This is a genomic window from Rouxiella silvae (assembly GCF_002093625.1).
Taxonomy (GTDB): domain Bacteria; phylum Pseudomonadota; class Gammaproteobacteria; order Enterobacterales; family Enterobacteriaceae; genus Rouxiella; species Rouxiella silvae.
In genome coordinates, this window is the sequence record NZ_MRWD01000023.1 from 16,482 (window position 1) to 40,037 (window position 23,556).

Consider the following 23,556-nt stretch of genomic DNA (forward strand, 5'->3'; position numbering starts at 1 on the left):
GAAGCATAAACAGGGAGACTAAGATGGACTTTCGCCTGACTGGGCTGGCGTTTGCCACGTTATTATTAGTTGGTTGTGCCGGGAGTGGGGATAAGCCCAAATCGTTGGTTACGCCATCCGCTACGGCGCCAAAAACGGCGTCTGCAACGGGTGTCGTGCCAACGGCTGCCGATGCATCAAATCCACCGGCTCCCGAAGCGGTTGACCCGCAGTTAGGTGGACGTTCAGATCCCCTGCAGGGTTTTAACCGCTCAATGTTCAACTTCAACTTGAACGTGCTTGATCCTTATGTTTTGCGTCCGGTTGCCGTGGCGTGGCGCGACTATTTGCCACAGCCTGCGCGTAACGGTCTGAGTAATTTCTTCGACAACCTCAGTGAGCCATCAACCATGGTTAACTATTTTGTTGAAGGCAACATTAATGAAGGTGCTAAACACTTTACGCGCTTCTTCCTCAACACCATTTTGGGGATGGGCGGCCTTATCGACGTTGCGTCGATGGCTAACCCACAGTTGGCGAAAGAAGAACCTCATCGTTTCGGCAGCACCTTGGGCCATTACGGGGTGGGTTACGGTACCTACGTGGTGTTGCCGGGTTACGGCAGCGCTACGCCGCGTGAAGACGTCGGCGGTCTGGTTGACGACCTTTACTTCCCGCTTAACTACCTGACCTGGTGGATGTCGGCCGGTAAATGGGCGCTGCAGGGTATCGAAACCCGTGCACAGTTGCTTGATTCCGACGGCCTGCTGAAAAACTCTTCCGATCCTTACGAGTTTATCCGCGCGGCTTACTTCCAGCATCATGATTTCCTGGCCAACGGCGGTAAGCTGACCCCCGTGGTTAACCCGAACGCCGCGGCGATTCAGGGCGATTTGGACAGTATCGACTCGGCGAACTGAGTTTCGCAGCCAAACAAAAAAGCGCCCAAGGGCGCTTTTTTTATCTCTAACGTTGTATTAGAACGCGTAGTTAAAGTTCAGGCCGTACAGCATTGCGGTGCCTTTGGCATCGAACTCGTAGTTAGGCACGCCGTCTGCCACTTTTTCACTAATATGTACTGATTTACCGTGCATATAGGAGACACCGAGGTCAACCGAGGCGTCTTTGTTAAACGCATAGGTGGTACCCACGCTCAACCACAGGCGGTCTTGATCGGGGATCGAAATGGTGCGGTTATCGGCTGGAACCGGGCTATCGTCATAGGCGATACCGGTGCGGAAGGTCCACTCATCGCTGTAGTAGTAGGTTGTACCCAGCGCCAAACGATAAACGTCGTGATATCCCTCTTTTTTCTCAAACAGCGTGTTGCCGTTGGAGCCGGTGGCTTTCAGCTCCTGGAACTGACTCCAGCTGGTATAAGTCAGGCTGTAGTGAACTGCCCACTTAGGCGCTACGCGGTTATAACCTGAGACTTCCCACATTTCTGGCAGGTTTAGGGTCAACGAACCCGGAACCGTGTTGCCGCCGGTGCCGCCTGCTAACACCGGCAGGTCACTGCGGTAGTTGCCGTCGAAATCAATATCTACTTTAGAACGATAGGTGAAGCCATAGCGGTTGTTGTCATCCACTTCATACAAAATACCGGCGTTCCAGCCGTAGCCCCACGCGTTGCCGTTCAGATGCGCGGCGGTGGTGTCGGCAGGAATGGTGCCACGGCTTTGCAGCGCCACCAGTTCACCGGCATTACGCTCGATTTTTGCCTTGGCATACACTGCATCAAAACCGACGCCGAAGCTGAAGTGCCGGTTAAGGCGATAGGCGGCGCTGAGGTTAAGGTTTTCGGTAATCAGGTCGGTTTTGCCCGCCAGCGGTCCGGCGGGATAGCCGCTTTCGAATTCGGTCGATAATCCGTAGTTCGACGTGGCCGATGCGCCCAACGCCCACTGGTCGTTAATCGGTAGGATGAAGTGCAGGTTAGGCACCCAGGCATTGGGGGCGATGTTGCCGTCATCGGTGCTGCGTCCGGTGACCGGGGATTTACCGGTCAGGCTGACGTCAGGATCGACGTAAACAAAACCGCCTGAGAAGGAAGGGCGATCGAACATGGTCATGGTTGCAGGGTTACGACTGCCGGATGCGGCAGAGTCGGCGATGGCGCCTTCACCCGAGAAGGAGCGGCCCAGTCCGGCTGCGGTGTATTCGTTTAGCTGAAATCCTGCCGCGTAAACTTGGGTTGAAACAAGTACCATTGCAGCTGCCACAGCCGATCTTTTAAACAGGTTTTTCTGGTTCATGACCAAAACCTCATTTTATGTTTTATAGAACAAAGTTACTCATGGGTAACGATGAGCGGCGGATTGTAGAGTCCGGAGTGGGCCGACTAATCAGACCAGTAGGCGAAGTATAGGTCCGACCTGTACACATGTTGCAATGTTGTTTCACACTTTCTGGCAATTAGATTTTAAAAATCAGATCCGCTTAACAAAAAAGATACGATTAAGATTCACTAAACTAACAACTCGGGTTGAACTAATTGGCAAATAAATAATTCAGACTTTTTGACGCGAGTTATTCTTGTGATTTGAGTCACTTAAAAACCCTGTAAAAAGTAGGGGCTAGTTTCATTGAAGAGGCAGGAGTAAAATAAATCGCAGAAAATCGATAACTTTTAATGATTCATTACGGCCAAAGGCCAGGCGCATGAGTGCGTTGCAAGGAGAAAATATGTCAGCTCTATCAATTGAGTCTCAGAAAAAAGGTCACGCAATCAACGCCTGCAGTGCCCAAGAAACGGCCGCCTGCTGCTGTGTCGATGTGGGAACAATTATTGATAACACCGACTGCACGGCGTCTTACCAGAACGTTTTCGCGACCCGTGAAGACGCCCAGGCAATGCTCGAAAATCTGACCGCGCGCGCGCGCAAGGCAGAATCTGATCCTTGCGTCATTCGCGGCGATTTTAAAGATGTTGAAAACGGTGTTGAATTAACCGCTGATTTCACCTTCTGCTGCCAAATTGAATCTATTAATTTCCAACTCTCTCTTCGTTAATATCTGCCTTAACCGCTCTTTGGCGTCCCCACGTCGTTGAGCGGTAGTCATCTGTTGCATTCAAAATTTGCTGTTGCTCGCAATTCGTCATCATGGACTTTGCCAACTGTAATCATCTGGTTAACACTAAGTTATCAGGTCGGACCTGTTGCATTGATAAGACTTTAAAATACTCTTTAAAACATTGGCCGTTTGGATTACTCAGGAGCTCCTATGAATAAGGCAATTCCACTGGTTACGCGTGAGGGCAGCCGTATCGCCATTGTTGACGGTTTGCGTACCCCATTTGCCAAACAGGCGACTGCCTTTCATGGCGTACCCGCTGTTGATTTGGGGAAAATGGTGGTCAGCGAGCTGCTGGCGAAAAGTGGGATTGACTCGGCAATCATCGATCAACTGGTGTTTGGTCAGGTAGTTCAAATGCCTGAAGCGCCGAATATTGCACGTGAAATTGTGTTGGGGACCGGCATGAGCGTCTCGACCGATGCCTACAGCGTTTCTCGTGCCTGCGCCACCAGCTTTCAGGCCGTCGCCAATGTGGCCGAAAGTATTATGGCAGGCACCATTAGCATCGGCATTGCCGGTGGGGCAGACTCCTCCTCGGTGCTGCCGATTGGGGTCAGCAAGGCGCTGGCTCGTACGCTGGTTGACGTTAATAAAGCCAGAACCCTCTCCCAGCGGCTGTCGTTGTTTAGCAAACTAAAACTACGTGACCTGTTGCCGGTGCCGCCTGCGGTGGCCGAATACTCCACCGGGCTGCGCATGGGTGACACCGCAGAGCAAATGGCAAAATCGCATGGCATCACTCGCTTACAGCAGGATGAGCTGGCACATCGCTCGCATCAGTTGGCGGCGAAAGCCTGGGAAGACGGGTTGCTCGACGGGCAGGTAATGGCCGCACACGTTCCGCCGTACAAAGACGTGCTGCAAAAAGACAACAATATTCGTTTCAATTCCAGCATCGAACAGTATGCAAAATTACGTCCGGCGTTTGACCGCAAGCACGGCACGGTGACGGCGGCGACCAGTACGCCGCTCACCGACGGTGCGGCGGCGGTGCTAATGATGAGTGAGTCGAGAGCGCTGGCGTTGGGGCTACGTCCGCTGGGGTATTTACGCAGTTTCGCCTTCGCGGCTATCGATGTTTGGGAAGATATGCTGCTTGGGCCTGCCTATGCGACGCCGCTAGCGTTAGATCGTGCGGGGTTAACCCTCCAAGATATTGATTTAATTGACATGCATGAAGCTTTTGCCGCGCAAACGCTGGCCAATATAAAAATGTTTTCCAGCCAACAGTTTGCTAAGGAAAAGCTTGGCCGAGAGCAGGCGATAGGCGAAATAGATTGGAATAGATTTAACGTATTGGGTGGATCGCTGGCCTATGGCCATCCTTTTGCGGCAACCGGTGCGCGAATGATAACTCAAACCCTGCATGAGCTGCGCCGCCGCGGCGGTAAATTGGGCTTAACCACCGCCTGTGCCGCCGGTGGACTTGGTGCCGCAATGATTCTGGAGGTGGCCGAATGAACCAGAAACCGCTGATTTTCCCCGTTGAAAAATTGGAAACCGCCACGCCTTCGGCTTTCACGCTGCACTTTACCGAAGACGACATCGGCATTATTACCATCGACGTGCCGGATGAGAAAGTGAACACCCTAAAGGCCGAGTTTGTCCATCAGGTGAGTCAAATACTCCACCAGGCGCAGCAACATCCCAAGCTTAAGGGGCTTATTTTTGTGTCGGGCAAGAAGGATTCCTTTATTGCCGGGGCCGACATCAGCATGATTTCCCGCTGCACGCAGGCAAGTGAGGCTGAGGAGCTGGCAAAAAAAGGCCAGACAGTGATGGCGCAGATTGCTGGCCTGAAGGTGCCGGTCGTCGCGGCTATTCATGGCGCCTGTTTGGGAGGCGGACTGGAGTTAGCACTGGCCTGTAACAGCCGTATTTGTTCGCTGGACGATAAAACGCAGCTTGGCCTGCCAGAGGTGCAGTTGGGTCTGTTGCCCGGATCAGGCGGAACGCAGCGCCTGCCACGGCTGATTGGCGCACCCAAAGCGCTGGATATGATGCTGACAGGCCGCAGCATTCGCGCTAAACAGGCGCTGCGCATGGGACTGGTTGACGATGCCGTTCCTCAGTCTATTTTACTGCAAACTGCTATTGAGCGAGTGAACAAGGGCCGTATCAGTAAAAGAGTGTTGCCCTGTCAGGCTCGACTTGCTCAGGGGCCGTTAGGGAAAACGCTGCTGTTTCACTTTGTGCGCAAGCAAACGCGCGCTAAATCGAAGGGCCATTATCCCGCGACCGAAAAAATTATTGATGTGGTGCAAACCGGGTTGACTCAGGGCAGCGGCAGTGGGTATCAGGCCGAAGCGCGTGCCTTTGGCGAACTGGTGATGACGCCGCAGTCGGAGGCGCTACGCGGGCTGTTTTTTGCCTCAACTGCGCTGAAAAAAGATTTAGGTGCCGAGGCCTCACCGCGTGAGATCCATAACGTTGCCGTACTCGGCGGCGGACTGATGGGCGGCGGCATTGCCAGCGTCACGGCCACAAAAGCGGGTGTGCCGGTCAGGATTAAAGACATTAATCAGCAGGGAATAAGCCACGCGTTTAAAACCAGTTGGGACCTGCTGCAGGGCAAAGTAAAACGCGGCCACCTTAAACGCGCCGAGCAGCAGCGCCAGATGATGCTGATTTCCGGGACTACTGATTACAGCGGTTTCAGGCAAGTTGATTTAGTGGTTGAAGCCGTGTTTGAAGATCTCGAACTGAAACAAAAGATGATCCGTGAAGTTGAGGAAAATGCTGCCCAGCAGACTATTTTTGCCTCAAATACTTCTTCTCTACCGATTCACGAAATTGCTCGCGGTGCAGCAAGGCCTGAGCAGGTTATTGGCCTGCACTATTTCAGTCCAGTCGATAAAATGCCGCTGGTGGAGGTTATACCCCATGCGCATACCAGCGCAGAGACGATTGCCACCACCGTCGCGTTTGCCAGAAAGCAGGGCAAGACGGCGATTGTTGTTGGCGATAGCGCCGGATTTTACGTTAACCGCATTCTGGCTCCTTACATAAATGAAGCGGCGCGCTGCCTGCTGGAAGGGGAGAGTATTGAGCATATCGATAATGCGTTGGTCAACTTTGGTTTTCCCGTCGGTCCGCTCCAGCTCTTGGATGAAGTAGGTATAGACGTCGGCACTAAAATCATTCCCATTCTTGAAACGGCCTACGGTGAACGTTTTGCGCCACCGCCGGGGCTGGACGCGGTGCTTAAAGATGACAGGAAAGGCCGTAAAAATGGCAAGGGCTTTTATCTTTATGCCGATAAAGGGCAAAAGGCCAAGAAAAAGCAGGCAGACTCTTCTATTTACAAGCTGTTAAATCTGACGCCTAAAAATAAGCAAGCCGAGAGCGACATCGCTGACCGCTGTGTCGCACTGATGCTAAATGAGGCCGTTCGCTGCCTCGACGATGGCACGGTGCGTAATGCCCGTGATGCCGATATTGGTGCCGTTTTTGGCATCGGTTTCCCGCCATTTCTCGGCGGGCCGATGCGTTATATCGACAGTTTGGGTGCCGATAGGGTGGTGAAGAAATTGCAGGCACTTCAGCGGCAGTACGGCGAGCGTTTTGCACCCTGTGACGCGCTGCTCACGCGAGCCGCCGAAGGGCAGAAATTGTATAGCTGAGAAATTGAGCGTAAAATGTTCAGTCTGTTGAATGTGTTCGCTGTGAGTCATCCCTAAATTTCGCCTGTAGGTGTGACGGAGATCACGGCTTAATTCGGGGTTTCTGGTAAACGTTAATCAGCTACCCTAACCGTTAGATATGGTCATTAAATAAGCAGTCTATTTACATCCATTTTCAGTTGGTGTAAAAAACAGCGTTTTATTTACGATAACTTTCAGGCAAAATGCCCGACCGCGATACAGATGCCACAGCGTTATTAAGGACGCAGGCATTCCGACGGTACGTTTTGGTGATGTTCTGATGATGTAGTGCCCTGCTAGGATGTGGGCAGAAGGGTAATACAGCACGCGAAGCGTACCTGTATAGCGCTATTTTTGTTAACAAAAGCGGTGCAATATGCAAGTTGTGATTATGCGTCACGGTGAGGCTGCTCTCGATGCAGCCAGCGATTCGGTTAGACCTCTTACCGATTGTGGATGTGACGAAACAGTATGTATGGCGTCCTGGTTAAATGGCCGCTCCGTTAAGATTCAGCGTGTTCTGGTGAGCCCTTATTTGCGGGCGCAGCAAACGCTGGAAAAAGTGCGTCAGGCGATAGCGCTTCCTGAAAAGGTCGACGTGTTGCCAGAATTGACGCCCGGCGGCGATGCTGCTCTGGTAGCCGAGGAGCTGCAGGCCTTGGCAAAAGAGGGGGTTAGCTCCGTACTGGTGGTGTCTCACTTGCCGCTGGTGGGTTATCTGGTGGCTGAATTATGCCCCGGGAAATGTCCGCCAATGTTCGCTACCTCTGCCATGGCCAGCGTTGAAATTAACGCCGACACGGGGCAGGGAAGTTTCGACTGGCAGTTCAGTCCTTCGCAGGTGATTGCAAAAGCCTGCGGTTGATTCGAATCGCAGTGGTTAGACGTAAAAAAGGCACAGCGCGCTGTGCCTTTTTGCATTTCTGGGCTGATGCCTAGTCTTCCCGCGTTTTATCATCCAGTTCGACCAGGACCAGCAGAGCCGCATTGCCCCCAAGCTCACGCGGCGCCTGATGAAAAGCCTCTACGTCCGGGTGCTGTGCCAGCCACAACGGTGTCTGTTGCTTTAAAATGTGTTTGCCGTGCCCGTGCATCACACAGGCACAGTGCACGTGTTCACGGCGACAGGCGGCAATTAGCGCACCCAGCTCCTGCTTCGCTTCACGCTGGGTAAGCCCATGTAAGTCCAGAAAAAGCTCCGGTGAATAATCACCGCGGCGCAGTTTTTTTAGCTCAAAATGGCTGACGTCAGGCCTGACGTGACGCACCGGCCCTTCATTGTCCAGCATCGGCTGGAACTCATCGGAAAAATAGTACGTTGCGTCAACCTGCTCTTGCAATAGCCGTTTCGGCGAGGCAATAACCTGTGGCTTTCGCGTAGGTTTATGCAAAATAGTATCGTTTTTCAAACGCTTGGTGCCCGGTACCGCCTCACGAAATAAGGTGAGGTCTTCCTTATTCAGGGAGAATTTTTTCTTCATCGTTATATCATCATTCTTCGCACATTTTTACAGTGTACCTGCTCAGTGCTTCCTTTCTAAATAAAACTGTTTCGCGGTATCTCGCAACAAAAGGGGATACCTGCTGATTTGTTGCTGTCTTCGTGGCAAACTATGCGGAAATTTTATGGCCGTAAATAAAGCCACCCGCCGTACCCAGGAGAGAAAATTGGATAAAATATTCGTCGACGAAGCCGTCAGTGAGCTGCATACCATTCAGGATATGCTGCGCTGGACCGTCAGCCGCCTGAATGCCGCTAATGTTTATTACGGGCATGGAACGGATAATCCTTGGGACGAGGCCGTACAACTGGTGCTGCCAAGCGTGTTTCTGCCGCTCGACATTCCAGAGGATATGCACACCGCGCGCCTGACCTCCAGCGAGCGTCATCGTATTGTTGAGCGCGTGATCCGCCGCGTCAACGAGCGCGTACCTGTTGCTTACCTGACCAATAAAGCCTGGTTCTGCGGTATGGAGTTTTACGTTGATGAACGTGTGCTGGTTCCGCGCTCGCCGATTGCTGAACTGATCAACAACCGCTTTGCCGGCATTTTGCAGCACCAGCCTGAGCATATTCTTGATATGTGCACCGGCAGCGGCTGTATCGCAATTGCCTGCGCTTACGCCTTCCCCGAGACGGAAGTGGATGCGGTAGATATCTCCGCCGACGCGCTGGCGGTTGCTGAACGTAACATCGACACCCACTGCATCGAGCAATGGGTTACGCCAATTCGTTCTGACCTGTTCCGCGAACTGCCTGTGCTGCAATACGACCTGATTGTAACCAACCCGCCGTACGTTGACGAAGACGACATGGCAGACCTGCCGGACGAATATCGCCACGAGCCTGAATTAGGCTTGGCTTCCGGCAGTGATGGTTTGAAACTGACGCGTCGTATTCTGGCCTGTGCGCCTGATTACCTGACTGACAACGGCGTGCTGGTTTGTGAAGTGGGCAACAGCATGGTACATCTGATGGAACAATATCCGGATATTCCCTTTACCTGGCTGGAGTTTGAGAACGGCGGTGACGGCGTATTTATGCTGACCAAACAACAGTTGCAGGACTGTGCGGCGCATTTCAGTATCTACCGCAGCTAATTGAATTTTAACAGTTAACACACAGCTTAAGGAGCCGTGATGGCTGGGAACAGTATTGGGCAATTTTTCCGCGTCACTACTTTTGGTGAATCCCACGGTATCGCGTTGGGATGTATTATTGACGGCGTTCCTCCGGGTATTCCTCTGACCGAGGCTGACCTGCAGCACGATCTCGACCGCCGTCGTCCGGGTACGTCTCGCTATACCACGCAGCGTCGTGAAGCCGATGAAGTGAAAATTTTATCAGGCGTGTTTGAGGGCGTAACGACCGGTACCAGCATTGGTCTGATTATCGAAAATACCGATCAGCGTTCGCAGGATTACAGCGCCATCAAAGACGTATTTCGTCCGGGACACGCTGATTACACCTACGAGCAAAAGTATGGCACTCGTGACTATCGCGGCGGCGGTCGTTCCTCTGCGCGTGAAACCGCGATGCGCGTTGCCGCCGGTGCTGTCGCCAAAAAATATCTGGCGCAGAAGTTTGGCGTGAAGGTTCGCGGCTATCTGGCACAGATGGGCGACGTCAGCTGCGAGCTGAAAGACTGGGATTTGGTCGAAACCAACCCGTTCTTCTGCCCGGACGAGTCCAAGCTTGAAGCACTGGACGAACTGATGCGCGAGCTTAAAAAAGCCGGTGATTCTATCGGTGCCAAAATCACCGTGGTGGCAGAAAACGTACCAACCGGACTCGGCGAGCCGGTTTTCGACCGTCTGGACGCCGACATTGCCCACGCGCTGATGAGCATCAACGCGGTGAAAGGCGTTGAAATCGGTGACGGTTTTGCCGTTGTGAATAAGCGTGGCAGCGAAAACCGTGACGAAATCACGCCGCAGGGCTTTGAAAGCAATCACGCTGGCGGCATTCTGGGCGGCATCAGCAGCGGTCAGGCGGTGGTTGCGCATATTGCCCTGAAGCCAACGTCGAGCATTACCGTGCCGGGTCGCACTATCAATCGCGAAGGCGAGCAGGTCGAAATGATCACCAAAGGTCGTCACGACCCTTGTGTTGGCATTCGCGCCGTGCCCATTGCCGAAGCCATGATGGCCATTGTGTTGATGGACCACCTGCTGCGCCAGCGCGCGCAGTGTGGCGATGTTAACTCTAGCGTTCCACGCTGGTAGTGAACTGAAAAGACTGACTTTAGGCAGAGGACGCTGTTAAAGCATGCGCATAAAAATCGGATTGATCGGCCTGTTGGCCGCAGCGGTGGCTTTCCCCGCACTGGCGGTAACGCCGTGGCAGCGTATCACTCAGCCTATTGCCGGCGTTCCGCAGGCGGTAGGCAGCTATGCCAATGGCTGCCAGATAGGGGCTAAATCTCTGCCGCTCGACTCGCCTGACTATCAGGTGATGAGAACGGATCAGCGCCGCTACTTTGGTCAACCGGACCTGCTGACCTTTATCAAGCGCTTGTCGTCAGAGGCTAATCGTCAGAGTTTGGGCACCGTGCTGATTGGCGATATGGCAATGCCCGCCGGAGGGCGTTTTAGCAGCGGACATGCCAGTCATCAGTCAGGTCTCGACGTCGATATCTGGCTGCAACTGCCGCGTAAACGATGGACTGAGCAACAGCTGCTAAAACCGCAGCCGATTGATTTGGTTAGCCGCGACGGTAAAAGCATTGTTAAAAGCCAATGGCAGCCGCAGATCGAAAAGCTGATTAAGCTTGCGGCTGAAGACACCGACGTGGTGCGCATTTTTGTCAATCCGGCGATTAAACAGCAGCTTTGTGTCGATGCGGGCAGCGACCGTGAATGGTTGCATAAAGTCAGGCCGTGGTTTGGGCACCGTGCACACATGCACGTTCGCCTGCGCTGTCCGGTGGGTGACCATAACTGTGAAAGTCAGGCACCGCCTCCAGCGGGTGACGGCTGTGGTGCAGAGCTGCAAAGCTGGTTCCTGCCGCCAAAGCCGGGCAGTGGCGTACCTGAAAAGCGCGAGCCACCGCCGCTGCCGGCCGTTTGTCAGGCGTTACTTGATAAACACGTGGGCCAGCTTTAACCGCCGTTCCCTTTGCCGTTTCGCTTTATATTGAGTTAGTCAGTCACTATGTCAGATTCAACGGAAAAACATCATTATCAGCAGCTCATTGAAATTTTTGATGGCTGCTTCAGTCAGGATTTCAATACTCGCCTGATCCGCGGCGACGACGAGCCGATTTATCTGCCTGCCGACGAGCAGGAGGATTTTAACCGCATCGTTTTCGCACACGGCTATTATGCCAGCGCGCTGCACGAGATTTCTCACTGGTGCGTGGCGGGGGCAGAAAGGCGCAAACGGGTGGATTTCGGCTATTGGTACTGCCCCGATGGCCGCGATGCGCAGACGCAAAGTGAGTTTGAGTCGGTTGAAATAAAGCCCCAGTCATACGAATGGATGTTCTGCGCTGCCGCGGGCTTTAATTTTAACGTCAGCTGTGACAATCTGAGCGGCGACTGTGAACCCGACCGGATTGGTTTTCAGCACAAGGTTCGTGCAGAAGTTTTGAAGACGCTGCAGAAAGGGCTGCCTGAGCGCCCGGCGCGCTTTATCGAAGCGCTGCAGTCGTTTTATAATACCGCACCATTGAGTGCCGACTCTTTTCCCGCTCCTCAAGAGCTTTAATAATAAGAACCTTGCCCGTCATCGTGATTTTTTTGCGGGCAGAGATACAGTAAGGAACAGGATGATCGCAGAATTTGAAGGGCGTATTTTCGCGCTGATTGAAGACATGGTTGAAAGCGCGACTGACGATGAGCTGTTTGCAAGCGGCTATCTGCAAGGTCATCTGACTGTTTCGGTCGCAGAAGCCGAAGCCAACGGTGAGAATACTTCGCAGCAGTTAAAAGCTCGCGTGCAGAGCAGTCTGGATAAGGCAATCCTGGCGGGTGAGCTTTCACCGCGCGATCAGGTGTTGGTGCTGGGTATGTGGGAAAACCTTTACCAGAAAGCCTTGCCTGAAACTGAGCGTGAATAAAGAGCACACCCGTGTTCCAGTCAAATATTAAGGGCCCTTTACGGGCCCTTTTTACATCGGGCAGACCTCAATCGTGATGAGTAACCGGTCGGCCTTTAATCAGCTTTCTAACCCACATGCGGTTAGGATTAAGCGCCGCCAACGTTGAAGCCTCGAGTGGCTGTGGTTCACCGGCAATCTGTGCCGCCAGGATCTCGGCAGCCAAAGGGGCGGAACTTAATCCCCGCGACCCGAGTGCGCCGAGCATAAACAGATTGGCGTGCACCGGTGATGGTTCAACGGACTGTTGCTGCTGAAGCTGCGTTGGCAAATCTTCATAGGTGCTTAGCAGGCTGTCGTAGTCTGGCACGCTGCCAACCATCGGCAAGTGGTCGCGCGTGGCGCAGCGCACGCCGTTGCGGGCCAATCCGGCGCTGACGTCAATCTCCTGCGGCCACGGCTGTTCGGGCAGGCAGTCAATCAGCCGCTGGCGATTTTGCAACTGATCTTCATCGCGGTAAACGGCTAACTGCTCGGCGCGATGATAGCTTGCACCTATGCAGTGCTGGTGGTTATTGGGATTCACCGGCGTCAGATAGCCGTCATAGCACAGCACCTGTCTAAGTTTGCTCAGCGATGGCGTGGTGGGAATATGAGAAACCTGCCCACTTACCGCGTAAACTGGGAGTCTTGCGCTTTGCTCAAACGCCGCAATGGCCGCACCGTTGGCCATCACCAGCGTAGCGTGTTCTTTTGCCGTTTGCTCGGCAAATTCTACCCGCCAACCTTGAGAGTCTGTCGCCGCCAGCGCGGTTACCTGATGCTGATAATGCACCCGCAGGCCGAGCGACTGCGCGTAGTCTATGGCCTTCGCCGTCAATTCGGCAGGGCACAGCCAGCCACCCAGTGGGTAATGTACGCCACCGGCATCACAGGCCAACCCCACTTCTTCGGCCATTTGCTGCGCGTTGAGGCCGCTCGCCAAAGCCTGCGGCCATCCGCCCTCAAGCAGCTTATCTATCTTGAGCTGACTTTTTTCATCGAACCCCAACTGCGCTACGCCACACCATTGGCCATCGAATTGCAGACCAATGTTCGAAAACTGCGTGTACTGGCGGCGAGCAAAGGTAAAGGCGTGAGCAAAAAATTGCTCAATGGCGTCATGCCGACCATTGAGCAGCGGATAAAGCGCGCCCTGACGGTTTCCCGAGGCACCCTGCGCGGGCGATTCATCGGCGCAATACAGCGTCACCTGATAGCCGCGACGCAGCAACGCCAGTGAGAGCAGCGCGCTGGCCACGCCGCCGCCAATAATAGCCACATCTTGCGGATTTTTTGCCGCTGGACGGGCATACCACGGGGCAGGATGCGCAGCAATCGGGTTATCAGCCCGCCATCCGCTGAGCATCTCGCGCTTCTTGCCGTGTCCTTTTACTTTACTGACGTTGAAACCGGCCTGCTGTAGCCCGCGGCGTACAAAACCTGCCGCCGTAAAGGTGGCGAAAGTACCCTCGACCCGACTCAGCTTTGCCATCGAAGCAAACAATTCGTCGCTCCACATGTCGGGATTTTTCGACGGGGCAAAGCCGTCAAGGAACCAGGCATCCACTTGTTGATAAAGGCTTGGGTCACTGTTGGGCAGCAGATGCGTGACGTCACCGAACCACAGGTCCAGCGTAACGCGGCCGCCGTCAAGCAGCAGGCGATGACAACCGGCAAAAGGCAGCGGCCACTGTTGACGCAGTTTTTCAGCAAAAGGAGCTAATTCGGGCCAGTTACGGTGCGCCATCTCCAAATCTTCTACCGAAAGCGGAAATTTTTCATAGCTGATGAAATGTAATCGCTCAAGCGTTGTCTGATGAGGCTGTTGCTTGAATTCGTCTGAAGATTGACTGAATTCTGTAAAGGACTGCCAGAGCGTCAGAAAGTTTAAACCGGTGCCAAAACCCGTTTCTGCAACCACCAAAAGTGGGCGAGGGTGAGTGGCAAATCGCGCGGGAAAATGGTTGCCATTAAGAAACACGTGACGCGTTTCGTGCAGGCCGCCCTGATCCGAAAAGTAGATGTCATCAAACTGTCGGGAAACAGGTGTACCCTGTTCGTTCCAGCTTAAATCGGCCGGTTGTATGGGGTTGTGATCCACGTAAAACTCTCTGGGTTCTAGGCTGTGCGCGAAGTTTAACTGTCTGTTATGCTGCGCGCAAATTTCAATTCTTTACACAACGAATTGCTGATCGGACTTGTTCGGCGTACAACTGTACGCTAAAGTGCGTGACGAAATCCCGAAAAGTTAATAGTAAAAAGAGGTATTAAATGAAACGTGCTGTCATTACTGGTCTGGGCATTATCTCGAGCATCGGTAACAACAAGCAGGAAGTTCTGGAGTCGCTTAAAAAAGGCACATCAGGGATAACCTTCTCGCAAGAATTTAAAGATGCCGGTATGAGAAGCCAAGTCTGGGGCAATGTAAAACTGGACACGACCGGTCTTATCGACCGTAAAGTCCTGCGTTTCATGAGTGACGCCTCCGTTTATGCTTATCTTTCAATGGAACAGGCAATTGCCGACTCTGGCCTGACGCCAGAAATGGTCTCCAATGAACGCACTGGTCTGATTGCAGGCTCTGGCGGCGGTTCTCCGCGTAATCAGGTTGCAGGTTCTGACGCAATGCGTTCACCTCGCGGCCTAAAAGGCGTGGGCCCTTACATGGTGACCAAAGCGATGGCATCCGGCGTTTCTGCCTGCCTGGCAACACCGTTCAAGATCCGCGGCGTTAACTATTCCATCAGCTCTGCCTGCGCAACCTCTGCTCACTGCATCGGTAACGCGGTAGAAATGATCCAACTTGGCAAGCAAGATATTGTTTTTGCTGGCGGCGGCGAAGAGCTGTGCTGGGAAATGGCCTGCGAATTCGACGCAATGGGCGCTATGTCCCGCGGCTACAACGAGACGCCTGATAAAGCATCCCGTACCTATGACACCGAACGCGACGGCTTTGTTATTGCCGGCGGCGGCGGCATGGTAGTGGTTGAGGAACTTGAGCACGCACTGGCGCGTGGCGCGCACATCTATGCCGAAATCATCGGCTATGGCGCAACGTCAGACGGCGCGGATATGGTTGCTCCATCAGGTGAAGGCGCGGTTCGTTGCATGAAGATGGCAATGCAGGGCGTTGATACCCCGATTGACTACCTCAACGTGCACGGCACCTCTACCCCAATCGGCGACGTGAAAGAGCTGGGTGCCGTTCGCGAAGTGTTTGGCGATAACTCCCCGGCAATCTCTTCGACCAAAGCAATGACCGGCCACTCGTTGGGTGCTGCTGGCGTGCAGGAAGCGATTTATACCTTGCTGATGGCCGAGAACAACTTCATTGCGCCAAGCATCAACGTTGAAAATCTCGACGAAGCGGCAGTAGGTCTGAATATCGTGACTGAACCCACTGAGCGTCAACTGACCACGGTGATGTCAAACAGCTTCGGCTTCGGCGGAACCAACGCGACTCTGGTAATGCGTAAAATGACTAACAACCGTTAATCATTGTTAAGTCTATAAAAATCTATCTAAGCCCGCGTCGTTGCGGGCTTTCTTTTGCCTGCATTTTATAAACATTTCAGATACAATCTCGCCCGCGTTGTTAAATTAAAAATTTTAAAACTTTCATTGATGATGATTTCCATAGGCCAGATAGCTCACTCACGACGTCGCTTCCCCGCATGGCTGGGAATTTGCGCGATTTTGATGCTATTTATCGCGCCAGTGGTGTCCAAAGCCTTGGTTGCTCAGGGAATACCTGTTCCGATGATGGCGGGAATGGATATGTCATCGATGGAAATGTCTGCCGCACCGATGCACGATATGAGCCTGTCTGCGACGCACGACAGGCACAACGCCGATCAAATGTCGCACGAAGCTCTCCCATCATCGCCGTTAGCAGCCATGACTCCCGTGGATATGATGGACGCGGCATGTGGCTACTGCGTGCTGCTGATGCACCTGCCTCTGCTGGTTTTGCTGGCGATTCCGCTGTTGTGGTCGATGGCCGAGGTGGTTCGTCCGCCGCTGCCTTGTGCTATTCAGTGTCCGATCTCCGCGCCTTTATTTAGCAATTCTCAGCCACGCGCCCCTCCTGCAACTGTTCTGGTCGCCTAACGCCATTTGGCGTTAATGGCCTACCGTATTCAAAATCATTCACCTGCAAAATGACGTGCTGCTACCGCCTCTCATTCAGCGCGGTCGTGGCGTTATTTGATTTTATACTGAACAGATTCAGGATGTTACTTATGAGTCAATCTCTTGGCTGCTTTAGCACGACGGGCGATGTGAGCGGTAAAGCCGCCGCACTGGCACTGCTTAAACGCCTCCACTTTTATATGGGTCTATTTGTCGGGCCGTTTATTTTTATTGCCGCGTTTACCGGCGTGCTTTACGTCGTTACACCACAAATTGAAAATTATCTGTATGCCGAACAGTTGTTTACCGCATCTCGGGGTGATACACAGCCGCTGTCCCGACAAATTGATGCCGCGCGAACGGTGGTTGGCGATCGGGCGGAAATCTACGCCGTGCGTCCCGCACCGGTAAAAGGGGAAACTACCCGCGTACAGTTTTCTCAGGCTGGGCTGGGCGCCTCTAAAAGCAGAGCCATCTTTATCGATCCCGTGACGCTCGACGTGAAAGGTGACGTGGTGGTGTATGGCACCAGCGGCATATTGCCGTTTCGCACCTGGCTGGATGATTTACACCGTGGTCTGCTGCTGGGCGATATCGGGCGTAATTACAGCGAATTGGCAGCGTCGTGGTTGTGGGTGGCTGCGTTCGGCGGCCTTCTGCTGTGGGCGTTTACCCGCAGTGGGCAAAAGGGGACACGAAGAATGAGCAAGCAGGGGACACGTCAGCGTCGCAGCCGACTGTGGCACACCACGCTTGGGCTTATTCTGCTAGCGGGTTTGCTGTTTTTTTCGGCTACGGGCCTAACCTGGTCACAGTGGGCGGGCAATAATATCGGGATTTTGCGTGCGGATATGGGGTGGCTTACGCCGTCGGTTTCAACGCAGCTCGGGCAGGGTAAATCTGTACCCCCTGCCAATGAACACGCTGAGCATCACGTCTCTCCAATGGGCACAATGAAAATGGCGGACATGCCCGATATGGATATGAGCAGTGTGCTACCTGCGGCCGCAAAGTCGGTGCAGGTAAAAGCCTCAACCTTTGACGGGGTAGTGGCAGCCGCACGCGCGGCGGGTATTGACGCGAAGAAAATCGAAGTTCGTCCCTCTTATAATCCCGCTAAAGCCTGGACGGTAAGTGAGGTTGACCGCGGATGGCCTACGCAGGTTGATGCAGTATCCGTTGATGCGAATGACCTGCACATCGTTGATCATGTCTATTTCAAAAACTTCCCACTGCTGGCAAAACTCACTCGGTGGGGCGTTGATGCCCATATGGGGGTGCTGTTTGGCCTATGGAACCAGCTATTACTGGTGTTTTTCGGCCTCGGAACCTGCGCATTAATAGGCTGGGGCTACGTAATTTGGTGGCAGCGCAGGCCAAAAATGACAGGGCAACGCAGTCCAGCAACCACGCTGATTCATACCTGGCGCGCTGTGCCGATTGTACCTCGCTGGATTTTGCTGGCATTGGCGGTGGCGCTGGCATTCAGTCTGCCGGTGATGGGCGTCAGTCTGCTGCTGTTCTTGGTGATTGATCTGCTGCGCTGGCTGCGTCAAAGCCGTGGCGAGCGTCTGCTGTCGGCGACTTCTGCGCGTTAGCGATAAATAGGACATCAACAAATCTGAGGCGCTTTCTTGCGTCTCTTTTTTTATCATTTTTGGAATACGTCGCGGAGAGTCACGCATTCGCTATGGCGTAATCTTATTGCCTGAGGTAACGTCAGCAAACTCCCTTTAACTCCTAGAGTTTGTGATATTTCTATGCTGTCTCAGACATTAGTTCTTCTTTTTCGGCCCTTTTTACGTGACCGGTTTCTGCATATTCTGTTAGTGCTTGGCGCGGTATTGACCGTTTTTCAGACCGAGAAAGTCACTCAGTTTGCCAATTTTGTTGACTGGAACACTATCGTCACGTTACTGGGTTTACTGATGCTGACGAAAGGCGTTGAAATCAGTGGCTATTTCGATGTGGTCGGTAGGAAAATGATTAACACGCTGGACAATGAACGCTGGCTAGCGCTGTTTTTGGTGGCTGCCGCTGCCGTGCTGTCTACGTTTATGACCAACGACGTGGCGCTGTTCATTGTGGTACCTCTGACCATCACGCTAAAAAAATTAACCTCTTTGCCGGTGACAAAGCTGATTATTTTTGAGGCGCTGGCGGTAAACGCGGGTTCTTTGCTGACACCGGTTGGTAATCCGCAAAACATTCTGCTGTGGAGCCGCTCGGGCCTGTCATTTTTGCATTTTATTGGGCAAATGGCCCCGCTGGCGCTGGCATCTATGGCTGCACTGCTGGTGGTGACTTGGGTCAGCTTCCCATCCCATGCGTTAAAGAAAAAAGAAAGCCAGCAGAATAGTGCATTCAGTAAGCCGTTGCTGACGGCGTGCGTCGTGCTTTATTTGCTGTTTATTGTGTGTGTCGATTTAGGTCTGGCAATGTATGGGCTAATCGCGGTGTTCATCGGCTTCATGCTGATGTCGAGACAGGTTCTGCTGCGCATTGACTGGCCGCTGATCCTGGTATTTATCATTATGTTTATCGACGTGCGCCTTATTGTGAGCATTGGGCCGTTGCAGCAGGCGCTAGGCAGCATCGCCGGACTGCCGGAGTATGGGCATTATCTGCTGGGGATGGGGCTTTCGCAGATTATTAGTAACGTACCTGCGACTATTTTGCTGGTGAACTATATTCCCGCCAATGCGCTGCTGGCTTACGCCGTCAATGCTGGTGGCTTTGGTTTGGCGATAGGCTCGCTGGCGAATCTGATTGCCATGCGCATGTCGGGTGAGAAAAAGATTTGGCTACTGTTTCACTGTTACTCTTTTCCCTTTTTGCTGCTGAGTGGCGTGGTCGGTTGGATTTTATTGGCCTGGATTAACTAAATTTTGCACCTTTACCTTATCTTGATACGGGTCAAACGGTCGATCGCGGCGGTGATTTCGGCGGGTGTCAGCGCTGAAAAACCCAGCAACCAGCCGTCACGCGTAGCGGATTCGATCGGTGTTTGCGGTAAGTAGAGCGCAGAAAGACCCGGGGTTATTACGCCTAATTTAAGCGCCTGTTGAGTCAAGGGTTCTTCTTGTCCGTGAGGCAGGCGAACCGAAAGCTGAAGTCCTCCGGCGGCGGGTTGAGGCTGCATCCAGTGCGCGAGTTTCTGGTTAATTTGCGCCAGTAAATGATCACGGCGACTCTGATAAAGCTGGCGCATATAGCGCAAATGAGCCACGAAGTGCCCCTGCTGGATAAACTCAGCGGTAACTGCCTGCATCAACTGAGAAGTGTGCCCGTCATACACCGTGCGCAGTTGGGTCATTGGTTGGACCAGGCCCGGCGGCAACACCACGTAAGCCACGCGCAGAGAAGGGAACAGCACTTTGGAAAAGGTCCCTAGATAAATAACCTGATTGTGGTTATCCAGCCCCTGCATGGCGGGGAACGGTCGCCCGTCGTAGTGTAACTCGCTGTCGTAATCGTCCTCGATAATCCAGCTCTGGTGCCGTTTGGCGTAGTCAAGCAGCGCTATCCTGCGCGACAGACTCAGACTGACTCCGCTCGGGTAATGATGTGAAGGGGTGAGATAAATGAGCTTCGGGGCAGGTGCGCTGTCATCAAAACGCATGCCTTGTTCATCAACCGGTATGCCGCAAAGCCGTGCGCCGGCGCTGGTAAAAGCGTTGCGCGCGCCAAGGTAGCCTGGTTGCTCAGTCCATACCGGTTCACCTTCGTCGATGAGTAGGGTAGCAAGTAGTTGCAGTGCCTGCTGTGAGCTGGTAGTGATGACGATGTGTTCTGCGCAGCACTTGACCCCGCGCGACTGCTGCAAATAACCCGCGACTGCCTCGCGCAGAGGCAGATAACCCTGTGGGTCGCCATAGCCGAACAGCGCATCACTTTTGAGTCTCAGCGCTTTATTGGTCAACTGACGCCAGGTTTTAACTGGGAAAGCGCGCAAATCGGGAGAACCTGCCGCAAAAGGGAGGGGAGAGAGCGGATCCTGACAGCCGCCGGTGGCGATAATTGCAGCGCCTCGTGAAGAAAGGGGCGTCTTTTGCGCTGTCTGCTGAGTTGCGCCTGTTGATGTGTGAGAAGACGAGAGTCGCCTAGGGCGGGATTGCGGAAAATGGTCACTGACAAATGTCCCTTTGCCGACCTGCCGCGTGATATAGCCCTCTGCCTCAATCTGCCCGTAGGCTGCCTCAACGGTAATACGCGATATTCTTAAATCGCTGGCCAGCAGTCGCGAGGACGGTAGCCGCTGGAGGGGCGGCAGAATTCCCTGAATAATAGCCAATCTCAGAGCCGTGCAAAGCCGTTCGCGCAGTGGGGCAGAGGCTTCATGGGTCTGTTCGAAAAGTTGGATTAACGCTCCACGCTGATTTCTAATAGAGTTTTCATTTTTAAATGTCAAAATGGGTCTTATCAAAAGCGAGATATTGGTATTAAACATAAGGCCAAAACGCGGCAAAATAAAGAGCTAACAGCACGCTCATTCGCTATTTTCAGCAAATCACTTTCGATAAGGAAAAATGTATGCCGCACGAATCTAAAGTTTTGGCTTTTCCACCACCGTCACCTCACCTCAGCGAGCAGTATTTGCACACGAAATTGAGTTTTTATAGTGATGCGTGGGACGTAGCTGAAGATTTACGTCATCAAATCTCCGGGATGGTGGTGATTGATACCCGTTCGGAACAGCATTATCAGGCAGGGCATATTCCCGGTGCGGTCAGCTTTCCCCATCGGTTGATGAACGAACAGTCCACGGCCCGTTTGGACAGAGATAAAGTGTATGTCACCTACTGCGACGGTATTGGCTGCAATGGCTCGACGCAAGGCGCCTACAAACTTGCCAGGCTAGGGTTTCACGTTAAGGAGCTGATAGGCGGGCTGGATTTTTGGCTACGCGATGGCCACCCACAGGCAAAAGGCACTGAGGCCGGAGTTTATCCGGCCAACTGGCAGGCAGAAGACTGCGGGTGCGATTGAAACTTAGAGGGTAATCCAGAATAGCAAGGCGAGTACGACCAGTAGAATAAGGGTTAACCACATGCCGCCGTTAGGCTGCATCGATTTCGGCAGCAGGACAATAAGCGCGTTCGCGGGGGCTGATGGCTCAGGGCGCAGGTTTTTCGCGCCCTGAGTTTCTGGCGTCTCATGACGTGAGGTGTTGCTGACGCGCTGATTGAAAAGTACACGGATCAAAGTATTCACCTGCGCGGTGAGCAGCGGCGTATTAGTATCTGCATGGTAATTGCTGACAACGTAGTCATTCAGACGCTGCTGTTCCTGCTCGGTAGCCGGTTGTTTTAGTACGCTGAGCAGGCTGGTTAGCGTCGGCGATGTTTGCTGACTGACGGTGATTTTAACCTGCGCAAACTGCGTCAGCAGCGGAAAATGTTTGGCCGGAATAGGATCACCCACCTTCACACCGATCATCACAAAAAGCTCTTGCCATATTTTGGCAGGTGCTTCACCGGTTGCCGCACTGAGTTTGGTCACTGACTGTTGTAGACTGTTGTGTTCCGCAGGCAGCAAGGGACGATCCATGATGGTGGTCAACTGCGGCTGTGGAATGGTCATTTCCCGTGACTGAATCAACACCAGCACTTTTTCAAGCTGCTCGTGGCTCAGTTGGCTGAGCACGGTGTGACCGAAATTTTGACGGATAAAATCGCTGACCGCCTGACGGTTGTTACCCAGCGGCAGCAGTTCGGTCAGCTGCTGCAGTAGCTGACGGGACGCATGGCCGCCCTGCGCCTGATGAAGTTTGTTATTGAGCAGTAATTCAGCCTGAGCAAACTGGCTAGTAGTCAGTTCGCCGTCGTGTGGAAGGGCAAGCTCATGACGCAGGTTGGCCCAGATTTCAGGCGACTTCATGGCAGTTAACGCCATCAGCTTAACGATCAGTTTTTCAAGACTGGTGCGCTGCGCCGGGGTGAGAGGCTGGTTTTCACCTGCGCCAGCAGGGACTGTTTGGGCATCACGCTGTTCCCGCTTCTTGCCAACGGGGGAGCTTTCGCCACTCAAAGGTTGCATATTACCAGTCCTTGCTAAGAGTTTTTACCGCCCCGACAGGTTGAATTCAGGGGCAATAGAGGTGTTAAACACGGCGTCGAGCGCACAAGAGCGACATCATACAGATAATTACCCTCGTTCGACACCGTGAATACCGCCATAGCAGAGATTCTTTGCGTTAACTTTCCTGTTTATGGTCTACGAGTTGCGTTCCTTTACGTGCGCCGAACAGTGGAGTGCGCAATCTCTGCGCCAGTATCACGCCAACCAGCGTAACTCCGCCACCGATAAGGTGATAACTGTGCAACTGTTCATGCAAAAAGATCACCGCAATGACTGCGGTGAAAATCGGCGTCAGGTTCATAAAAATGGTAGCCAAATTGGCACCAAGATGATGTACGCCTTTGATCCACAGGAAAGGGGCAATTATCGATGCCGGAATACCTGCAAAAAGCACCAATGGTATATTTTGTGAGTTTAATTGTACGTTGTTCGCCATAAGGAAATTGGGAAGTAGCATCAAAACGCCGAAAATAATCTGCACATACAGCGACTGCCAGTTTGGAACTGGAATGGCCCAGCGTTTGGTTAACACGCCGTACAAAGCGTAGGACGCCGAAGCGGCAAACATCATCAATTCACCCATGCCAATGCCTTGCTGCAACAGCATTTGGGGATGCCCAGAACTGACCAGCCATATCAGGCCACCCAGTGAAACGATGCTGCCGAGTGCAATCCCCACCGTCGGCACCACGCTTAATACTACCAGGCTGATTAATACGGTCAGCAGCGGTATGAGTGAGGCAATAATGCCCATGAACAGCGCGCTTACGGTGTGGGCGGCATAGTAGGCCAGGCTTTGGTACAACACCATGCCCAGCAGGCCGAGAGTCATAAATTTCCACCAATACTTTTTAATCTCCGCGCGGTTGCGCCAAACGCCGGGCAGGATGAACGGTGTTAACGTTAATAACGCTAATAGCCAGCGATAGAAAGAAATGGCGGCTGGGTCGATAGCCCCGGCTGCGGCTTTGCTTACCACGGCATTTAACGACCAGATAAGGACCGCGAAGAGTGGGAAGAGCAGGTTCATAAGTAATGTCCGCAATAAATTATCCCTCTAG

At 53.1% G+C, this 23,556-nt stretch carries 21 protein-coding genes; 15 read left to right on the forward strand and 6 right to left on the reverse strand.

Translation table 11 applies throughout. From position 1 onward, the window contains the following. Positions 1-23 precede the first annotated feature (23 nt). Positions 24-899, forward strand: a complete 876-nt coding sequence (gene mlaA / locus BS639_RS11080; RefSeq protein WP_055779330.1) for a phospholipid-binding lipoprotein MlaA — start codon at positions 24-26, stop codon at positions 897-899. A gap of 57 nt (positions 900-956) precedes the next feature. Here mlaA and fadL read toward each other — a convergent pair whose 3' ends face one another. Further along, positions 957-2,234 carry a long-chain fatty acid transporter FadL gene (gene fadL, locus BS639_RS11085; protein WP_084983112.1) on the reverse strand — a complete coding sequence of 426 codons (1,278 nt, stop codon included), beginning with the start codon at positions 2,232-2,234 and terminating at the stop codon, positions 957-959. A gap of 430 nt (positions 2,235-2,664) precedes the next feature. Between fadL and BS639_RS11090 the strand changes: the two genes are divergently transcribed. The 4 genes from BS639_RS11090 to sixA all read left to right on the forward strand — a co-directional run bounded on the left by BS639_RS11090 (position 2,665) and on the right by sixA (position 7,566). After that, positions 2,665-2,991, forward strand: a complete 327-nt coding sequence (locus BS639_RS11090; protein WP_084983113.1) for a YfcZ/YiiS family protein — start codon at positions 2,665-2,667, stop codon at positions 2,989-2,991. Between the two features lie 213 nt (positions 2,992-3,204). Continuing rightward, on the forward strand, positions 3,205-4,518 hold the full coding sequence (gene fadI, locus BS639_RS11095) for an acetyl-CoA C-acyltransferase FadI (protein WP_084983114.1): 1,314 nt from the start codon (positions 3,205-3,207) through the stop codon (positions 4,516-4,518). Further along, positions 4,515-6,680 (forward strand): fatty acid oxidation complex subunit alpha FadJ, encoded by a 2,166-nt coding sequence (gene fadJ, locus BS639_RS11100; protein ID WP_055779321.1) that lies wholly within the window; start codon positions 4,515-4,517, stop codon positions 6,678-6,680. Before fadI ends, fadJ begins: the two co-directional genes overlap by 4 nt. 397 nt (positions 6,681-7,077) lie before the next feature. Beyond that, on the forward strand, positions 7,078-7,566 hold the full coding sequence (gene sixA / locus BS639_RS11105; protein ID WP_055779318.1) for a phosphohistidine phosphatase SixA: 489 nt from the start codon (positions 7,078-7,080) through the stop codon (positions 7,564-7,566). Positions 7,567-7,636: 70 nt separating this feature from the next. Here sixA and smrB read toward each other — a convergent pair whose 3' ends face one another. Beyond that, a complete protein-coding gene (smrB, locus tag BS639_RS11110; RefSeq protein WP_055779315.1) occupies positions 7,637-8,182 on the reverse strand; it encodes an endonuclease SmrB in 546 nt (181 codons plus the stop codon). A gap of 187 nt (positions 8,183-8,369) precedes the next feature. On the opposite strand from smrB, the gene prmB reads away from it, so the two are divergent. The 5 genes from prmB to BS639_RS11135 all read left to right on the forward strand — a co-directional run bounded on the left by prmB (position 8,370) and on the right by BS639_RS11135 (position 12,262). Continuing rightward, positions 8,370-9,302 (forward strand): 50S ribosomal protein L3 N(5)-glutamine methyltransferase, encoded by a 933-nt coding sequence (prmB, locus tag BS639_RS11115; RefSeq protein WP_055779519.1) that lies wholly within the window; start codon positions 8,370-8,372, stop codon positions 9,300-9,302. Positions 9,303-9,341: 39 nt separating this feature from the next. After that, a complete protein-coding gene (gene aroC, locus BS639_RS11120; RefSeq protein ID WP_055779312.1) occupies positions 9,342-10,427 on the forward strand; it encodes a chorismate synthase in 1,086 nt (361 codons plus the stop codon). A gap of 43 nt (positions 10,428-10,470) precedes the next feature. Continuing rightward, positions 10,471-11,307 (forward strand): penicillin-insensitive murein endopeptidase, encoded by an 837-nt coding sequence (gene mepA / locus BS639_RS11125; RefSeq protein WP_084983115.1) that lies wholly within the window; start codon positions 10,471-10,473, stop codon positions 11,305-11,307. A 48-nt stretch (positions 11,308-11,355) separates the two neighbouring features. Beyond that, positions 11,356-11,910: an elongation factor P hydroxylase gene (locus tag BS639_RS11130; RefSeq protein ID WP_055779306.1), complete on the forward strand. Its 555-nt coding sequence runs from the start codon at positions 11,356-11,358 to the stop codon at positions 11,908-11,910. A gap of 61 nt (positions 11,911-11,971) precedes the next feature. Continuing rightward, complete coding sequence (locus BS639_RS11135; RefSeq protein WP_055779303.1) at positions 11,972-12,262, forward strand: YfcL family protein; 291 nt, start codon at positions 11,972-11,974, stop codon at positions 12,260-12,262. 67 nt (positions 12,263-12,329) lie between these two features. Here the strand turns inward: BS639_RS11135 and mnmC are convergent, their stop codons facing one another. Beyond that, positions 12,330-14,384: a bifunctional tRNA (5-methylaminomethyl-2-thiouridine)(34)-methyltransferase MnmD/FAD-dependent 5-carboxymethylaminomethyl-2-thiouridine(34) oxidoreductase MnmC gene (gene mnmC / locus BS639_RS11140; RefSeq protein WP_084983116.1), complete on the reverse strand. Its 2,055-nt coding sequence runs from the start codon at positions 14,382-14,384 to the stop codon at positions 12,330-12,332. A 170-nt stretch (positions 14,385-14,554) separates the two neighbouring features. On the opposite strand from mnmC, the gene fabB reads away from it, so the two are divergent. From fabB to BS639_RS11160, 4 genes are all read left to right on the forward strand, one after another. Further along, positions 14,555-15,778 (forward strand): beta-ketoacyl-ACP synthase I, encoded by a 1,224-nt coding sequence (gene fabB / locus BS639_RS11145; protein WP_055779297.1) that lies wholly within the window; start codon positions 14,555-14,557, stop codon positions 15,776-15,778. Positions 15,779-15,907: 129 nt separating this feature from the next. Further along, on the forward strand, positions 15,908-16,393 hold the full coding sequence (locus BS639_RS11150) for a DUF2946 domain-containing protein (protein ID WP_084983130.1): 486 nt from the start codon (positions 15,908-15,910) through the stop codon (positions 16,391-16,393). Between the two features lie 131 nt (positions 16,394-16,524). After that, complete coding sequence (locus BS639_RS11155) at positions 16,525-18,012, forward strand: PepSY-associated TM helix domain-containing protein (RefSeq protein WP_084983117.1); 1,488 nt, start codon at positions 16,525-16,527, stop codon at positions 18,010-18,012. A 162-nt stretch (positions 18,013-18,174) separates the two neighbouring features. Continuing rightward, positions 18,175-19,299: an SLC13 family permease gene (locus tag BS639_RS11160; protein WP_055779292.1), complete on the forward strand. Its 1,125-nt coding sequence runs from the start codon at positions 18,175-18,177 to the stop codon at positions 19,297-19,299. An 11-nt stretch (positions 19,300-19,310) separates the two neighbouring features. Here BS639_RS11160 and pdxR read toward each other — a convergent pair whose 3' ends face one another. Continuing rightward, positions 19,311-20,864, reverse strand: a complete 1,554-nt coding sequence (gene pdxR, locus BS639_RS11165) for a MocR-like pyridoxine biosynthesis transcription factor PdxR (protein WP_084983131.1) — start codon at positions 20,862-20,864, stop codon at positions 19,311-19,313. A gap of 83 nt (positions 20,865-20,947) precedes the next feature. Between pdxR and BS639_RS11170 the strand changes: the two genes are divergently transcribed. Then, complete coding sequence (locus tag BS639_RS11170) at positions 20,948-21,403, forward strand: rhodanese-like domain-containing protein (protein WP_084983118.1); 456 nt, start codon at positions 20,948-20,950, stop codon at positions 21,401-21,403. Between the two features lie 3 nt (positions 21,404-21,406). Here BS639_RS11170 and flk read toward each other — a convergent pair whose 3' ends face one another. Both flk and BS639_RS11180 read right to left on the reverse strand, forming a co-directional pair. Beyond that, positions 21,407-22,453 carry a flagella biosynthesis regulator Flk gene (flk, locus tag BS639_RS11175; protein WP_084983119.1) on the reverse strand — a complete coding sequence of 349 codons (1,047 nt, stop codon included), beginning with the start codon at positions 22,451-22,453 and terminating at the stop codon, positions 21,407-21,409. A 157-nt stretch (positions 22,454-22,610) separates the two neighbouring features. Further along, positions 22,611-23,525 carry a DMT family transporter gene (locus BS639_RS11180; RefSeq protein ID WP_084983120.1) on the reverse strand — a complete coding sequence of 305 codons (915 nt, stop codon included), beginning with the start codon at positions 23,523-23,525 and terminating at the stop codon, positions 22,611-22,613. Positions 23,526-23,556: the final 31 nt, after the last annotated feature.

Bases quoted from the DNA above. Each gene is read 5' to 3' on its own strand.
- mlaA (WP_055779330.1), top strand. From the start codon at position 24: ATGGACTTTCGCCTGACTGGGCTGGCGTTTGCCACGTTATTATTAGTT.
- fadL (WP_084983112.1), bottom strand. From the start codon at position 2,234: ATGAACCAGAAAAACCTGTTTAAAAGATCGGCTGTGGCAGCTGCAATG.
- BS639_RS11090 (WP_084983113.1), top strand. From the start codon at position 2,665: ATGTCAGCTCTATCAATTGAGTCTCAGAAAAAAGGTCACGCAATCAAC.
- fadI (WP_084983114.1), top strand. From the start codon at position 3,205: ATGAATAAGGCAATTCCACTGGTTACGCGTGAGGGCAGCCGTATCGCC.
- fadJ (WP_055779321.1), top strand. From the start codon at position 4,515: ATGAACCAGAAACCGCTGATTTTCCCCGTTGAAAAATTGGAAACCGCC.
- sixA (WP_055779318.1), top strand. From the start codon at position 7,078: ATGCAAGTTGTGATTATGCGTCACGGTGAGGCTGCTCTCGATGCAGCC.
- smrB (WP_055779315.1), bottom strand. From the start codon at position 8,182: ATGAAGAAAAAATTCTCCCTGAATAAGGAAGACCTCACCTTATTTCGT.
- aroC (WP_055779312.1), top strand. From the start codon at position 9,342: ATGGCTGGGAACAGTATTGGGCAATTTTTCCGCGTCACTACTTTTGGT.
- mepA (WP_084983115.1), top strand. From the start codon at position 10,471: ATGCGCATAAAAATCGGATTGATCGGCCTGTTGGCCGCAGCGGTGGCT.
- BS639_RS11130 (WP_055779306.1), top strand. From the start codon at position 11,356: ATGTCAGATTCAACGGAAAAACATCATTATCAGCAGCTCATTGAAATT.
- BS639_RS11135 (WP_055779303.1), top strand. From the start codon at position 11,972: ATGATCGCAGAATTTGAAGGGCGTATTTTCGCGCTGATTGAAGACATG.
- fabB (WP_055779297.1), top strand. From the start codon at position 14,555: ATGAAACGTGCTGTCATTACTGGTCTGGGCATTATCTCGAGCATCGGT.
- BS639_RS11150 (WP_084983130.1), top strand. From the start codon at position 15,908: ATGATGATTTCCATAGGCCAGATAGCTCACTCACGACGTCGCTTCCCC.
- BS639_RS11155 (WP_084983117.1), top strand. From the start codon at position 16,525: ATGAGTCAATCTCTTGGCTGCTTTAGCACGACGGGCGATGTGAGCGGT.
- BS639_RS11160 (WP_055779292.1), top strand. From the start codon at position 18,175: ATGCTGTCTCAGACATTAGTTCTTCTTTTTCGGCCCTTTTTACGTGAC.
- pdxR (WP_084983131.1), bottom strand. From the start codon at position 20,864: ATGTTTAATACCAATATCTCGCTTTTGATAAGACCCATTTTGACATTT.
- BS639_RS11170 (WP_084983118.1), top strand. From the start codon at position 20,948: ATGCCGCACGAATCTAAAGTTTTGGCTTTTCCACCACCGTCACCTCAC.
- flk (WP_084983119.1), bottom strand. From the start codon at position 22,453: ATGCAACCTTTGAGTGGCGAAAGCTCCCCCGTTGGCAAGAAGCGGGAA.
- BS639_RS11180 (WP_084983120.1), bottom strand. From the start codon at position 23,525: ATGAACCTGCTCTTCCCACTCTTCGCGGTCCTTATCTGGTCGTTAAAT.